General features: G+C 40.5%; 13 protein-coding genes. 12 read left to right on the forward strand and 1 reads right to left on the reverse strand.

Annotation, left to right across the window (positions count from 1 at the left end; translation table 11 throughout):
* The first annotated feature begins 322 nt into the window (after positions 1-322).
* From V7137_RS26035 to V7137_RS26055, 5 genes are all read left to right on the forward strand, one after another.
* Complete coding sequence (locus V7137_RS26035) at positions 323-1,405, forward strand: HupE/UreJ family protein (RefSeq protein ID WP_335700763.1); 1,083 nt, start codon at positions 323-325, stop codon at positions 1,403-1,405.
* A 185-nt stretch (positions 1,406-1,590) separates the two neighbouring features.
* Positions 1,591-5,232, forward strand: coding sequence for an outer membrane protein assembly factor BamB family protein (locus tag V7137_RS26040; RefSeq protein ID WP_335700764.1), 3,642 nt, complete (start codon positions 1,591-1,593; stop codon positions 5,230-5,232).
* A gap of 303 nt (positions 5,233-5,535) precedes the next feature.
* Positions 5,536-5,955: a MerR family transcriptional regulator gene (locus V7137_RS26045; protein WP_335700765.1), complete on the forward strand. Its 420-nt coding sequence runs from the start codon at positions 5,536-5,538 to the stop codon at positions 5,953-5,955.
* On the forward strand, positions 5,948-6,718 hold the full coding sequence (locus V7137_RS26050) for an enoyl-CoA hydratase-related protein (RefSeq protein WP_335700766.1): 771 nt from the start codon (positions 5,948-5,950) through the stop codon (positions 6,716-6,718). The genes V7137_RS26045 and V7137_RS26050 overlap by 8 nt, the downstream gene beginning before the upstream one ends.
* Positions 6,719-6,740: 22 nt before the next feature.
* Complete coding sequence (locus V7137_RS26055) at positions 6,741-8,267, forward strand: class I adenylate-forming enzyme family protein (RefSeq protein WP_335700775.1); 1,527 nt, start codon at positions 6,741-6,743, stop codon at positions 8,265-8,267.
* A 124-nt stretch (positions 8,268-8,391) separates the two neighbouring features.
* On the opposite strand, the gene V7137_RS26060 is transcribed toward V7137_RS26055, so the two are convergent.
* Positions 8,392-8,532 (reverse strand): hypothetical protein, encoded by a 141-nt coding sequence (locus V7137_RS26060; RefSeq protein ID WP_335700767.1) that lies wholly within the window; start codon positions 8,530-8,532, stop codon positions 8,392-8,394.
* A gap of 281 nt (positions 8,533-8,813) precedes the next feature.
* On the opposite strand from V7137_RS26060, the gene V7137_RS26065 reads away from it, so the two are divergent.
* The 7 genes from V7137_RS26065 to V7137_RS26095 all read left to right on the forward strand — a co-directional run bounded on the left by V7137_RS26065 (position 8,814) and on the right by V7137_RS26095 (position 15,920).
* Positions 8,814-9,257 (forward strand): MarR family winged helix-turn-helix transcriptional regulator, encoded by a 444-nt coding sequence (locus V7137_RS26065; RefSeq protein ID WP_335700768.1) that lies wholly within the window; start codon positions 8,814-8,816, stop codon positions 9,255-9,257.
* A 3-nt stretch (positions 9,258-9,260) separates the two neighbouring features.
* The gene (locus V7137_RS26070) at positions 9,261-10,811 is read left to right on the forward strand and encodes an ABC transporter substrate-binding protein (RefSeq protein WP_335700769.1); all 1,551 of its coding nucleotides are present in this window, start codon (positions 9,261-9,263) and stop codon (positions 10,809-10,811) included.
* 103 nt (positions 10,812-10,914) lie between these two features.
* Positions 10,915-11,832: an ABC transporter permease gene (locus tag V7137_RS26075; protein WP_335700770.1), complete on the forward strand. Its 918-nt coding sequence runs from the start codon at positions 10,915-10,917 to the stop codon at positions 11,830-11,832.
* Between the two features lie 8 nt (positions 11,833-11,840).
* Positions 11,841-12,749 carry an ABC transporter permease gene (locus V7137_RS26080; protein ID WP_335700771.1) on the forward strand — a complete coding sequence of 303 codons (909 nt, stop codon included), beginning with the start codon at positions 11,841-11,843 and terminating at the stop codon, positions 12,747-12,749.
* A 16-nt stretch (positions 12,750-12,765) separates the two neighbouring features.
* A complete protein-coding gene (locus V7137_RS26085) occupies positions 12,766-13,782 on the forward strand; it encodes an ABC transporter ATP-binding protein (RefSeq protein ID WP_335700772.1) in 1,017 nt (338 codons plus the stop codon).
* A complete protein-coding gene (locus V7137_RS26090) occupies positions 13,754-14,761 on the forward strand; it encodes an ABC transporter ATP-binding protein (protein ID WP_335700773.1) in 1,008 nt (335 codons plus the stop codon). The genes V7137_RS26085 and V7137_RS26090 overlap by 29 nt, the downstream gene beginning before the upstream one ends.
* Entirely contained in the window at positions 14,742-15,920 is a 1,179-nt protein-coding gene (locus V7137_RS26095) for a M24 family metallopeptidase (RefSeq protein ID WP_335700774.1), read from the forward strand. The genes V7137_RS26090 and V7137_RS26095 overlap by 20 nt, the downstream gene beginning before the upstream one ends.
* Positions 15,921-15,944: the final 24 nt, after the last annotated feature.

The following is a 15,944-nucleotide window of genomic DNA, read 5'->3' on the forward strand; positions in this document are numbered from 1 at the left end:
AATCAAGTGCCAACATAATCTTTTTGTACAGCTTTTGCACGATAAGAATATTCAAAGATTTTATCAATTTCATCCTCTGGTATTTCCACGCCCCTATTTCTTGTTTTACTCCATCACTTCCGTAATCTGCGTCAAATGTTAAGTTTTGTAAGCAAATCTATCTAATTGTATTTTCCATTAATTAATAATAAATTCATATTCAATTTAAACTCTATTTACTTTNNACATTATATTTATATACAGAAGTACTTGTAGCAAGAAAATTATCTGTTTTAACACAAATGAAAAATTAAAATTACTAGTTTAAAGGTGTGAGAAACTTTTGGGGAAAATAGTAACTTGGTTCGTTATTTTATCATGCTTTTTTTCGTTTATGCTTCCACCAATTAATGTGTCAGCCCACACAGATAATAGTGAAGGCTATTCGAAGATAACAATGGTAGGGGAGAAGTTGCAAGTGGAGCTGCACATTGATTTTTTCGAACTGGGAAGGTTGATTGATTTCGGTGTCAAACCTGGTGCACCTGCAGAACAGCTGAATACGGCATTAGAATATCATCGTGATGCTGTGACTTCATATCTTTCGTCCCATTTCGAGGTATTCACGGATGGAGCGAAAGCAGAAGGCAAAGTAATTTCCACAGACATTAAACGGAGAGTAGGCCGGGATTATGCCAAAATGGTTCTTGAATATCCGGCACCAACCTCTAAATCTTCAGTTCAAATACATTATAGTATCTTCTTTGACGATAATGATTCGATGCATCGAAATATCACTACATACGACCTTGAAAACAAAAAAGGTCAATTTGTTTTCCAAGCCGGTGAACGAGAACTTAACATCGGAAAGGAAACTGTTTTCGTCCAATTTATCCGGTTTGTTCAACTTGGTTTTCATCATATCATGATTGGCTATGACCATATCCTTTTTGTCATGGCTTTATTGTTAGGAACACGCCGTATCTCTGATGTAATAAAGGTGATTTCCGTATTCACAATAGCTCATACTATTACACTCGGCTTAACAGCTTTAAATTTGCTTAATATTCCTGCCGAGATCGTTGAACCGCTCATTGCGTTAAGCATAGCGTTTGTTGCGGTAGAAAATTATTTTGGATTTTCTGCTAAATATCGGTTCGCTGTCGTCTTTGGATTTGGGCTAATTCATGGGGTCGGATTTGCCGGTGCCCTGCAGCTGTCAAACGATGTAACTTGGCGATCAATTTTGTCCATCTTTTCATTCAACATCGGTGTAGAAGTGGGACAAGCCTTAATCATCCTTCTTCTGTTTCCAATTCTTCTTTATATCCGGCGGTTCAAATGGTCCACTGTCTTCCGTGGAGCCGCAACCGCAGGGATTTTTGGAATGGGATTAATTTGGTACTTCCAACGGTTCCTCGTCTAATTCGAAACCTAAATGCTTAAAATTTACGGACACAAAGGACCACTGAATGTGACCAGGGCAACTGATTTTTATGGTCAAAATGAACCGTCTTTTGTCTAGGGACTTAATTTTTATTAAGGAGGTGGTGAAGCCTTATTTACGCTCCAATATTCCAGAAAATCTAAAACAATTAGGAGGAAAAATTCTTGAAGTCTTTAGAAGGCAAAGGGAGAACCATTAAACAAAAACTCAAACCTGTTGCAGCGGCTGCGATGTGCGGGATGGCTCTAGCTGCTGTGGTAAAACCAGTTGTAGCAGATAATCCTACTGCCACGATTAAGGGGTCAGTTTTCACTGACAAAAACGGGAATGGAACTCGTGACGGGAATGAAGAGGGGATTCCTCATGTGTCTGTCTCGGACGGTAAAAATATTACCGTCACAGACAGTCAGGGAAATTATACTCTAACAATCGATACAGACAGGCGTAAGGAAGATATCGTTTTTGTATCGGTTCCAAACGGATACACCGTACCGACTGACAAAAACAAAACACCTCAGTTTTACCAGCAGTTAGGAAATGTTCAGGCTGGGGAAACAAAGGAACAAAGCTTTGGTCTTTTACATACGCCAGAGAGCAATATTCCGAACTTTAGCTTTGTCAACATTGCCGATGTACACGTTCAAGACGGTACAGCGAACAACCGTGAGCGCTTCACAGACCAGTTAGCGCAAATTAATCAATCAACAGGAAATCCGGCCTTCATTGCCGTTAGTGGGGACTTAACCAACCGAGCAGACGATACGGAATTCAAGGATTATCAAGCAAGTACGGCTACATCTTCCCTTCCAGTCTACCCGGCAGTTGGAAACCATGATTTTGCCCCGGGTTCGGACTATAAGACGAGAATTGATAAGTACCGCAATTATCTCGGACCGGAGTGGTATTCCTTTGATTATGGCAATCGGCACTTCGTAACATTAGAAAACACTCTAGGTTTCAATGAATCCGACCAGTTTGAGTGGTTAAAGCAGGATCTCGCTCAGAATGCGATCAACAAGGAAGTAGTTGTATTTGTTCATAAACCTATGAATACGCCGGAAACCCCGTCACCGGATAACACGAAAAAATTTATTGAACTACTTAGTCAATATCATACACGCTTGGTGATGGTGGGACATACGCATGTTAACGATGTAGCACAGGATACAATTCCAGGAGCTGACCATGTGACCACGGTTTCCAGTGCTTACACAATTGACCAGATGCCAAACGGGTTCCGAATGGTTACGTTCCAAGGCGGCAAGCAGGAAGAGAAATATAAAATGTATGACGTTAAGCAAAGTGCGGCAATCGTTCATCCAGCAGCCGGCAGCGAGGTTCCAAAAGGTAAAGTGGACATATTGGTAAATGCCTATAACACTACTAGTAATGTCACGAAGGTTCAATTCCGAGTGGATGGCGGTTCTTGGAAAAACCTTAAACAAAGCAGCGGAATGGCTTGGTATGACCAGTGGGATGCTGAGAAAGCAACTAAAGGTCAGCATGCCATCGAAGTTAGGGTAACGGATGATGCAGGAAAGGTTTGGGTAAAAAACAACACATTTAGTGTTGTGGATCATGATAAACGGATTGCACCGAAAAAAGGGACCGACTGGCCGATGTTCCACGGCAATGCCCAGCATACCGGAGGGGCAAAGGATACCCTCGATGCGGGTCTAAGTCTTGGCTGGACATACCGAACCGCAGGAACAATACTTACCTCCTCCCCAGCCATTACCAATGGAATGGTTTATATTGGCACACGTGATGAAAATGGCACTGATCAACATGCCATCCATGCGGTTGACCTTGAGACAGGTAACAAGCGCTGGGAAGTGAAGGCAGATGCCCAGGTCCAAGCCTCACCTGCAGTTGCCGATGGGATCGTCTATGCATCTTCCATTCGCGGTACCCTTTATGCGATGAATGCTCAAACGGGAGAGATCATTTGGGAAAAGACTGTTGGGAAAGATGAAGTACAAAGAGCATGGATGTACTATTCTCCAACCGTAAAGGATGGAGTTGTCTACCAGGCGTACAGCACAGGCAGTGGCGGTGCAATGATGGCGCTTGATGCCCACACTGGTGCAGAAATGTGGAATGCTCCTTTAGCAGGCGGCTGGATCGTTGAATCCACACCTGTTGTTCAGGACGGCAAGGTTTATGTAGGAGCAGATGGAGGCTGGTTGATCTCTTTTGACGCTTCCACCGGTAAAGAATTGTGGAGGAAAAAACCGGCTGGCGGATGGATGCACTCCATGCCTTCTATCGCTGATGGAAGGTTATATATGGGGTATGGAGGTGGATTGCTGGTTGCGCTTGATGCTGCTACTGGAAAAGAACTTTGGCGTTACAAGAGCCAAGATTCATCCTATATTTACGGTGGTGCAACAGGTTCCTCTCCTGCGGTAGCGAATGGAGTCGTTTATATGGGATTCCCGGATGGAAACGTTGCTTCCTTCGATGCAGCCACCGGAACAAAGAAATGGAGTTATCGAACGAAGGCCGGAATTATTTCCTCTGCAGCAGTCAGCGGAGAAACAGTTTTTATTGGCTCGAACGACGGAAATCTTTATGCATTCGACAGCTTAACTGGACAACCCCTATGGCAGCATGAAATTGGAGCATGGGTTGCTTCTTCACCGGCCATTTCCGGAAATACGCTAGTGGTTGGAGCGCTTGATGGGAACCTATATGCTTTCACTCCTGGGGGCAGGGCTGCCCAGCGCTGGCCGCGACTATCCGGACAAGTGACAGATAAATTAACAGGAAAACCAATAGGAGGTGCTACTGTTATTGCGACAGACAGCGAGGGGAACCGTCAAGTTTCCACTGCAAATGCTGAGGGGCAATACCTTTTAGGAGTACATCAGGGTAACTATACGCTGTCAGCCAAATTTAGAGGTTACCAAAGCGGTACGGCTGTTTCGGTGGAAGTTGCGAACGGCGAAAATCGGAAAGTTGCTTTGCAGGTAAGTGGAATCACAGAACCCATCGCAGGAATATCTCAGGAAGCACCGGACTTTAATTCGGGCAGCCCGCGAATGGATGCTACAACTGGTAAAACTTTTCACTATGTCATGAATAACCGAATCCAAGCAACGATTTCCTCCCAAATCGCTGCCAACAACCTGCCAGGTACATTCCAGCCAGGATGGCTTGGGGACATTGCCTTGCTTGATAACAATGCCATGGAGACGCTCGATTGGAGTGAATGGATTCTCTCTCCGATCATGAACGATACAAAACGTCCATGGAACCGCGAGGGAGAATGGCTATCGCTGCCGAATATCGAAGCGGTCGGTGATACCATCCATGCCACCGGACAAGCACAAATTGATCCGTCTATCAAAACTTCGGTTACTTATCGTGCACTTCCGAATGCACCGGTGGTCAAGTTTACACTTGAATTGGAGAATACCGGAGTGAAAGACTTTAAAGGGTATTTCCAATACCTGCTTGACCCAGACAGCCCAGATGACACGGCCATGGTTCCAGGAATCGCGAAAGTGAATCCAGGCTTCATGACCACGGGATGGACTGGGAACTACATCTATGACGGTCCTAAAACCGCTATTTCCAGCCCAGCCCATGGGATTGCTTGGGTAAAAGACAAACCTGCTGGATTAAGTTCTTTCGGTTATATTTTTGGTGCCTCATTTGATGCCAGTGTGAAAGTCGGAGATAAACGCACGATTAGCTGGTATCATATTACTGACTACCCTGCGGACGGAAGCAACCCAGAAGCTAATATCGCTCAGTGGGCATCCCAGCTGAGTACCCTAGACACAGATGAAGCAAACTAATCTTGGTCTTGAATGAATGAGCAAGAATTAAAAGAAAAAGGGAAAGAATAGGTGGTGTCTGGCACGACTCGAGTATTGTAGATTTGAATGGAAACGCACATTCTTATTCAATTAAAAATATTCTTCGTACTATTTTATGAGTTGCCAATTTTCAATGGCAACTTTTTTCACGTATTTAATTTGGGTCCCGGTTTCCTTAAGTTTTTCAGAATGCATCTATATTGATTATACCTACTAACAACGTAAAACAATTGACGTTGTTGGTAGGTATAAGTTAAACTCATATTAAAGGAGGAAAGAAACGTGCCTGTTAAAAAATCTGAAAATATAGAATATTTGATTTCTGATCTGGTTGAAGAATTCGGTATTAGTCAACGCTCTATCCGTTATTATGAAGAATTGGGATTGATTCATCCGAGGCGATCAGCTGGAAATCACCGAGTATATACAAAGAGAGATCGAGCAAGAATTAAAATGATTCTTAGAGGAAAGAACCTTGGCTTTTCTTTGCAGGATGCTGCCACCCTAATTAGCTTATATGATATTGACACGACTCAACTCAAACAGTACGAAGAAGGTATAAAGCTTGCTTACCAACATTTAAAGGAGGTGAGGGATCGACAGAAGGAGTTAGCTCTCTTAGAGAGTGATTTATTGGATGCAATTAAAGAAGCGGAAGCAAGGTATGCAACACTTAAAGAAAAGGGGCAACGTGATGACTAAAAAGGTTTTGGTGGCTAAACAGGATGGGGTTACGACTATTACGATTAACCGTCCGGAAAAACATAATTGTATTGATGGAGAAACAGCGGATTTGCTCTATGAAGCCTGGGTTCAATTTCGAGATGATCCACATGCAAAAGTAGCTATTTTAACAGGAAGTGGCCCATCCTTTAGCTCAGGTGCTGATTTAAAGGCTATTGATTCATTAGGTCCCAAAAATCAGTATGATGCGGATTTCGCTTATGATGGAAAAGGCTATTTAGGATTTACGAGAATGACAGATATCTTTAAACCAACCATTGCTGCTGTCAACGGATTTTGTTTTGCAGGCGGTCTTGAAATGGCGGCGTGGTGTGATATACGTATTGCCGGCACCAATGCTGAGTTTGGCTGTTTAGAAAGGCGCTGGAATGTTCCTTTGGTCGACGGTGGTACCCAGCGAATTCCAAGAATCGTGGGCTGGGGACGTGGGATGGATCTCATTTTAACCGGAAGAAAAATAGACGCCAAAACGGCATTAGATTGGGGTTTAGTAACGGAAATGGTTGAAACTAATAATCTATTAGATCGTGCTCTCGAGCTTGCCCATCAAATGGCTTCCTATCCACAAGGCTCCTTACGGTCGGATAAACAGGCCGCAGTAAGAGGTTGGGGGCTTCCACTAGAAGAAGCACTCCGGATCGAATGTCAATTAGGAATGCCTCATACCAAAAGCGAAGAAACATGGCAAGGATTAACTAATTTCATCAATCGAAAGGGGTAATAGAATAATTGCAGCTGAGTTAATTAGGCGTGGGGCCAAGTATTATGCGAAAGAAACAGCTGTCATTTATAAAGACAAGAAGTTAACGTTTGAAGAAGTTCATCAAAACTCCAACCGTTTAGCCAATGCCCTGTTTAAATTGGGATTGGAAAAGGGCGATCGGATTTCCTTTTTATTGGCCAATTCTCTTCATAGTGTGGAAATTGACTTTGCGATGTTAAAATCAGGACTGGTTCGAGTCCCATTAAATACAAGGCTTTCAGAAGAAGAACATTTGTATATGATCACGGAGACCGATTCGAAAGCGATTTTATTTACCGAGGAATTTTCAGACAGGGTGGCGCGATTGAAAGAAAGACTGCCTAATCAACTATTATTTTTCCAAGTGGACGGGACTGCAAAGTATGAGTGGATGGTTCCGATATATGAAGAAATGAAAACGGTTACTGCTGATGATCCAATCGTTCGATTATCAGAAGAAGATTATGCTACCCTCCAATATACATCCGGTACCACTGGAAAGTTAAAAGCAGCCATCCATACGCAAGGTTCCTGGGCAGCGATGGCAACGAATATCTTGTCAACACTTACGATTGAAAGTGGAGATATTATGATGCACGCTGCTCCATTAACACACGCATCAGGCATACTCGTTTTACCACATTGGATACGAGGCGCCGCCAATGCTATTCTACCAAACTTTCATCCTCAAGAATTTCTTCAAGCTGTTGAAACGATCAAACCAACTACGCTTAACTTAGTTCCAACTATGATTGTTATGCTTCTCTCTCATCGGGAGGTAGAAAAATATTCATTTGACTCCGTTCGAAGTCTGATTTACGGTGCTTCACCGATGCCTCGTGAAGCCTTGAAGAGAGGTCTGGAATTATGGGGGCCAAAATTCATTCAGTATTTCGGTCAAACGGAAGTCCCTCTTATTCTATCTATTTTATCAGTTGAGGACCATCTAGTAGGGTTAGCAAATCCAGCTTACTATGACCGACTGTTATCTTGCGGCAGACCTACGATCACGACAGAAGTGAAAATTGTCAATGAAGATGGTCTTGAGGTGCCACAAGAGGAAATAGGTGAGATTGTTGTTTCCTCCAATCAAGCAATGGCAGGCTATTGGAAAGAGGAAGAATTGACGGCTGAAACGATCAAAGGTAAATGGGTTTATACACGGGATATGGGCTACATAGACCAAGAAGGTTACTTGTATTTAATTGATCGTAAGTCAGATATGATCATCAGCGGTGGATTTAATATTTATCCTCGTGAAGTAGAAGAAGTTCTATACCAGCATCCCGCCGTTTTGGAGGCAGCAGTAGTTGGAGTTCCAGATGCAATATGGGGGGAAAGTGTGAAAGCCTTTGTTGTATTGAGAGCGGACCATACAGCAAGTGAAGAGGAGCTTATTGAATACTGCAAAGATCACTTATCATCCTATAAAAAACCGAAATTTGTCGAGTTCATTGATAACTTACCGAAAAGTGCAGTAGGGAAGGTGGTAAGGAGGATGTTGCGGAAGGAAGAGTTGAGGAGATAGGTTAAGCCCAAAAATGGGCATTCGGGTAATATAATTCTAAAAATGGCGTGACAAACCGGTAGTCAGTTTGCACGCCATTTTCGTTTCCATTTATCTACTTTGCACCTAAAAACGGAACCCTTTATTAAGCCTTAGGCAGGCTTTTAAATTTAGTAACATACAATACAAACTCTTCTTTACCATCAATAAGCTTAAACACTCTAGCCTCATCAAAATGTACAATCTTACCTAACCCTAACTCACCATCTCTATAACCTTGAGCCATGAAATTAACTAAAGACTTCTTAGTAGCACCTTGGTGATAGGACTTTCCCATAATGATATAGAGGTTCCATTCTACTCAACTAAGTAGGATAGGTGGGGTAATTTATTCCTTATTTATACTAGTTGTTAAGGTAGGGTCATTTTATTTTATAGTGGCTCCTCAAATAAAGATTAGAGCTAAATGCATTGCTTTTTTTGAAAATTATAAAAAAAGATAGTTGACTAAGTCCACCTTCTAATCTAGAATAAACTTAAAATTCAAAAGAGGGTGAATATTTTTAAATGTCTGAAGATATAATCCGAGATATTAAAAGATTTAATCGTTTTTACACACGTGCGATGGGACTTTTTAATATATACACTGATGAAAGTTCATATTCGGCTACGGAGGCTTTAATACTGTTTGAAATTTCCGTTCGAAAAGATTGTACTGCGGCGTATTTATCAAATCTCTTTCTCTTAGATAAAAGCTATATGAGTAGAATTCTTAAACATTTTGAACGAGATGGTCTTATAGTAAAGCGGATTTTTGAAGAGGATCGACGGATTCAGCATATAGAACTAACAGATATAGGGGGCGAAGCACTAAAATCACTTGCTGATAGAGCAAGTCTTAATGTTAAAAGTATGATTGAAGGAATCTCCAAAGAAGAAATTCACGTCTTAATTGATTCGATGAAGAAAATTGAGAAGGTCTTGTATCCGAATATTCAAAGGGGGAATTAGTATATGAGAAAAAACGCCTTATTATTACTAGTTTTAAGTTTGTTATTAACTTTATCCGCCTGTACTGAGGGAACGGCAGGCACGAGTAATTCAGGTAAGAAGGGTAACTCTACCACATCAAAGAAGGATAGTCTTGTTATTGGGTTTGAGGCTGATGCTGGGACACTGATCGCTAATTCAGATGTTAACTATGTAACTGACGCACAAATTCGTAATATATACGATCCCCTCATCGATCGAAATCCTCAAACTGGAAAGTTCGTCCCAGTCCTTGCTACAGAATGGAAGAACGTAGATGAATTGACTTGGCGATTGAAATTGAAAGAAGGGGTCAAATTTCATAATGGAGCTGATTTTGATGCCAATGCAGTTAAATTCAGCATCGACTATATTTTAGATGATTCGAATAAATCATTTTATAAATCCCGATGGGTGGATGTGAAAGAGGTTAAAGTAATTTCACCATTCGAAGTTGAGATTAAGACATCTAAGCCTTTCCCTAGCTTAATTCCACGAATTGCTGAAGATCTCCTAATAATGGAACCGGGTTATGTTGAGAAAGTAGGAAGGGATGAAGCAGCAAAAAAACCGGTAGGAACTGGGGCATATAAATTTGTAGAATGGTCACGCGACAACTATTTGAAATTAGAAGCTTTTGAGGATTATTGGCAAGGCACTCCAAAAATTAAAAAGTTAGAATTCCGTTATATCCCAGAATTCAGTTCTCGTCTATCTGCTTTTTTTAGTGGAGAAATAGACATGTTTAAAAATATTCCAGTGGACTCAGTAGAAAAAATTAAAAATGATAGTAATTCAAAGATTGAAGAGGTTGCATCATCACGTATAAATTATCTTGCATTAAATACGTTCTATGATGGTCCAATGAAAAATGAAAAAGTTCGTCAGGCAATAAATTATGCTGTTGATGTAGATGAGTTACTTAAATCAGTATTGAATGGCCATGGGACAAAAATGACAGGTCCACTTTCAAAAATCAATTCGGGTTACATCGAAACTAAAGACTATGGTTTCAATGAAGAAAAAGCAAAGAGTTTATTAAAAGAAGCAGGGTACAATCCTGACTCTTTAACTCTAACTCTTGATACACCTAATGGCCGTTACCCAATGGACTCCCAAGTTGCACAAGCAATTGCTGCTCAACTCCAGCGTATTGGTATAAAGGTCAATGTTCAAGTGAATGAGTGGGGGGCACATTTGGAGAAAATTCGAAATAGAGAGATGAAAGACATGTTTATTTTGGGATGGGGTCCAGCATTCGATCAGCAATCTACTATTGAAAATCTCTTCACAAAAGTTGCACCTTACAGCAGTTTTTATGATAAGGACATCGAAAAGAAAATCTATGAAACGAATGCACTTTTTAATGAGGATGAAAGATTTAAAGGTTATGCTGAACTTCAAAATAGTTTGGTTGAAAAGGCTGCTTGGGTTCCATTATGGCAACAAGCTGACTTGTATGCTGTTCGGAAAGATTTAAATTTCAAACCGCGAGTAGATGAAAAGGTACAAGCATTTGAAATGTCATGGAAATAAAAAAATTTAACAAAATTAAATCGGTTTAAAAGGGGGGAGGCATTGTCCTCTCCCTTTCATACTAAGACTTGCAATATATTCATTATAAAAAAGGGGGTTCAGTATGCTTGATTTTGTAATTAAAAGACTAATTCAAGTTGTGGTTGTTGTTTTGTTAGCACTTACTGTTGTATTTTTCTTAATTCGATTATCTGGAGATCCAACAGCCCTCTTCTTGCCCCCTGATGCACCGAGGGAACAAATTGAACAATATCGGCAAATGTTAGGATTTAATCGTCCCCTCTATATTCAATATTGGGAATTTATGGTAAATGCTATTCAAGGAGATTTTGGTCAATCCTTACGTAGTCGTGAAGATGCACTACCATTAGTGTTGGATCGGTTGCCAGCCACATTCCAATTAGCTATATCATCACTAATTCTATCTTTGGTAATTTCCATTCCCCTGGGTATGCTTTCTGCTTATAGAAGAAATTCAGTTTTTGACCGTATTAGTGTTGCTTTTACAGTACTTGGGCAAGCAGTACCCAGTTTTTGGCTAGGTTTATTACTCATTTACTTTTTTGCCGCTCAACTAAATTTTCTACCCTCCGGTGGTGCAGGATCAATCGTTCATTTAATTCTACCAATGCTAACTCTTGCGGCTTATAGCGTAGCCAGGTTTACGCGTTTCACACGATCCACCATGTTAGATGTATTAAGAAAAGATTATATTCGTACTGGCAAGTCTTCCGGAGTGCCGACTATTCGATTAGTGGGACGGTATGCACTGAAAAATTCATTGATTCCGATTATCACGTTGGTGGCTCTCGACTTAGGTACCTTACTTGGTGGAGCCGTTATTACTGAAGTTGTTTTTGCATGGCCCGGAATTGGAAGATTGTTAATGCAATCCCTCATGAATCGAGATTTTCCAATTGTTCTAGCTGGTGTTTTTATCATTGCCCTGATTTATTCAGTCATTAATTTCATTGTGGATATATTGTACGCATACGTAAATCCACAAATTCGAGTTAAGTAGGTGAGAGTATGACAGTGAAATATCCAGAAGTAACTCACGCAGAAAATACTCAACAATTAAAAATCAATAAAAAATCGGCAGTAGCTACATTTTTCTCCAATCTAATGAGAAGCTGGACAGGAAGTATTGGATTTTTCATTATTGTTATTTTGCTTTTTATAAGCATCTTTGGACAATGGATTGTTCCGTATGATCCTCTCATTGCAGACTTCAGTAAAAAATTATTATCTCCAATGACGGATGGACATCTGTTAGGAACAGATCAGTTAGGTAGAGATATCTTTTCGCGAATAGTGTTGGGAGCAAAAGTTTCCGTTATTATTGGTGTAACTACAGTGTTAATTGCAGGTATATTTGGAACAATTGTGGGAATCATCTCGGGTTACTTCAGGGGATGGATTGATGTAATTTTAATGCGCATTGTTGATGTTCAATTAAGCTTTCCATTTATTCTATTGGTTTTAGTAATCAATGCCATTATTGGTTCAGGTCTTCGAAATATCATTATTTCTTTAGCAATTGGGGGCTGGGTTATTTTTGCTCGTGTCATCCGGAGTGAAGTCCTTGCACTTCGTGAGAAAGAATTTATTACTGCCTGTGTGGCGACAGGTGTATCAAGAATAGGAATATTGTTCAAGCACATTCTTCCTAACTTGTTTACACCAATTATTATTCTGTCCTCCCTTCAGATTGGGACCTATATTATCGCAGAAGCCTCTATAAGTTTCTTGGGCTTTGGGGTTCAACCCCCAGAACCAGCATGGGGCAATATGTTAAATGAAGGCAAGGATTATATTTTCAGTTCATGGTGGCTAATTACGTTCCCAGGAATCGCCATAATGATCACTGCCCTTGGTGTTAACCTTTTCGGAGATTGGCTACGTGATACATTGGATCCAGAATTGAAGGGTGAATAACAGTGGGGGGATGGTTATGTCAGATAAGATTTTACAAGTAAAAGACCTACGAATCCAATTTAAGAATGGTAAAGAGAAAATTCAACCCATACGAGGAGTAAACTTTCATGTGAATAAAGGAGAGACTCTGGGAATTGTGGGAGAGTCTGGATGTGGAAAGAGTGTGACTTCTCTTTCAGTTATGGGACTTTTGCCAGTGAAATCTAGTGAAATTGTCTCTGGGGAAATCCTTTTCAATAATAGGGATCTATCAAAAATAAATGAAAAAGAGTACCAAAAACTGCGTGGCAATGAAATTTCTATGATTTTTCAGGAACCTATGACCTCATTAAATCCCGTCTTTACAATTGGTGAGCAATTGAGTGAGCCTTTAAAACAACATAAAAAGATGTCAAAATCCGAAACGCGGGAAACGATTGTTAAGGTGTTAAAGCAGGTTGGTCTTCCTAGAGCTGAGCAGATAATTGATGAATACCCTCATCATTTGTCCGGAGGGATGAGACAACGGGTGATGATTTCGCTTGCATTATTGTGTCAGCCTAAACTTATGATTGCAGATGAACCAACCACAGCCTTAGATGTTACGATACAAGCACAAATTTTGGAGTTATTGAAAGAAATCAAAACTATGAATGATATGAGCTTAATGTTAATCACCCATGATTTAAGTGTTGTTGCCGAGATGTGCGATCGTGTAGTTGTAATGTATGCCGGTGAAGTGGTGGAAGAGGCAGATATAAATGAATTATTTGATCAACCTTTACACCCATATACCCAAGGGCTAATGAAATCATTGCCATCAAATAATGAGCGAAAGAGCAAATTGTTCTCAATCGATGGCCAAGTGCCAAAACCTTCTGAAATCAAAGATGGATGTGTATTTGCGAATAGGTGTCCATTTGCCTTCGGAAAATGTTTGGAAGAAACACCACCTTCTTTTACAAAGGGAAAACATATAAGCAAATGTTGGTTGCAGGATCCAACCATGGTGGAGGTGAAGGATAGTGGAATGCCAAGTACTGTTGACAGTTAAAAATCTAAAAAAATATTATGAGATTCCCCAAGGACTGTTCAAAGAGAAGATTCTTGTCAGAGCTGTAGATGATGTGAACTTTACAGTGATGAAAGGAGAAACATTTGCCTTAGTTGGCGAATCTGGCTGCGGAAAATCAACAACTGGGAGGACGATTTTAAGACTGGTTGAACCAACAGGTGGAGAGGTCATTTTCAAAGGAACAAATTTAGCATCTTTACCATACGAGCAAATGCGTTCGCTTCGTAAACAGATGCAAATGGTATTCCAGGACCCATATGCTTCACTCAACCCGAAAAAAACAATCCGGCAAATATTGATGGAACCATTGCGGGTTCATTATAAATTCGATAAAAAGGAAAGATTACAGAAAGTCATTTCGATGCTTCAGATAGTAGGATTATCTGAATTTCATTTAGATCGATATCCTCATGAATTTTCTGGAGGTCAAAGACAACGAATTGGGATTGCGCGTGCTGTCATCCTTCAGCCCGAATTCATTATCGCAGATGAACCTGTATCAGCCTTGGATGTATCGGTCCAAGCACAAGTTATCAATTTACTAATCGATTTACAGAAAGAATTTGGTTTAACCTATTTGTTTATATCGCACGATTTAAGCGTAATTCAGCATATGACTGACCGAGTAGCTGTCATGTATCTGGGGAAAATCGTTGAAGTTGCTAAAACGGAAGATTTATTTAACAATCCGCAACACCCTTATACACAAGCGTTGTTATCCGCAGTACCCGTAACCCATCCAAAAGAAGAGAAGAGTCGTGTAATTTTAAAAGGGGATGTTCCAAGCCCTGCCAACCCTCCATCAGGGTGCACATTCCATCCACGATGTCCGTTCGCGATGGAAATTTGTAAATCAGTTATCCCTGGACCAACGGAATTTAAACAAGGGCACACGGCAAACTGCCATTTATATACCCAAAACAAGGAGGAAATTACTTATGCTATTAGCAATTCCTAAAAACGAGTTTCAAGAACGTCAGCAAAAATTCATTGGAAAACTAGCTGAAAAAAATTGTGATGCTGCAGTGGTTTTTGCAGTAACAGATATCTTTTATTTAACAGGCTTTCATTTCCATCCAACAGAACGCCCAATCGGATTATTAATCGACCCAAACCAAAAGGTTCATTTGTTCTTACCTGCATTGGAACATGAACATGCCGAAGAATACGGCGTAGTGGATTACGTACACTCCTATCCAGAATATCCAGGAATCAAACATCCAATGGAGTATTTAAAAGAATTACTAAATCAGTACGGCTTTGAAGATAAGACAATAGGTTACGATGCGATTGGATATGGCTCTTCTATGGGGTACCGTGGTCAGTCAATTGATCAACTAATTTCCGTGAAAGAGTTTATATCACTAAAAGGGCTTATCGAGGAAATGCGCTTTGTAAAATCGAACAATGAGATTGAATTAATAAAAGAATCATGTCGTTGGGGAAATTTAGCTCATCGTCTTCTGCAAAAATACACCAAGGCAGGTTTGAGTGAGATTGAAATCACGGGCAAAGCTTCTATGGAAGCAACATTGGCAATGATTGAAACATTAGGTCCAGAATATAAACCACATGGAAACACGGCGTATGCTATTTTTAGAGGACAAATTGGTCCAGAATCTGCATTTCCACATGCTGTAACGCAAAATATTGTACTGAAGAAAGGTGACACTTTGGTCACGGGGGCTGCAGCGGATGTCTTTGGATACAAAAGTGAATTAGAACGAACAATGTTTGTTGAAGAAGTAACCAAAGAGCAAGAAAAATACTTCCAATATATGTATGAAGCGCAAGATGTGGCATTCTCAGCAATCAAACCGGGCATACCATTTTCTACAGTTGAAGAGACAGTTCAAAAATACTTTAGAGAATGTGGCATTACGGAATTAACTAGCCATCATACAGGGCATAATATCGGACTACTTGGTCATGAAGCACCATTCTTTGATTTAGGTGATCACACGGAGATAAAAGCCGGGATGGTAGTTACAGTTGAACCTGGTATCTATGTAAAGGGAATTGGCGGATTTAGACATTCCGATACGGTTCTTGTTACTGAAAATGGCATAGAAATGTTAACTTATTACCCTAGGGACTTAGCATCCCTAATCTGTTAATCTATTAAACGAATACTTGGCACA

Origin of the sequence: Neobacillus drentensis, assembly GCF_036962765.1 — a bacterium.
Taxonomy (GTDB): Bacteria; Bacillota; Bacilli; order Bacillales; family Cytobacillaceae; genus Neobacillus; species Neobacillus drentensis_C.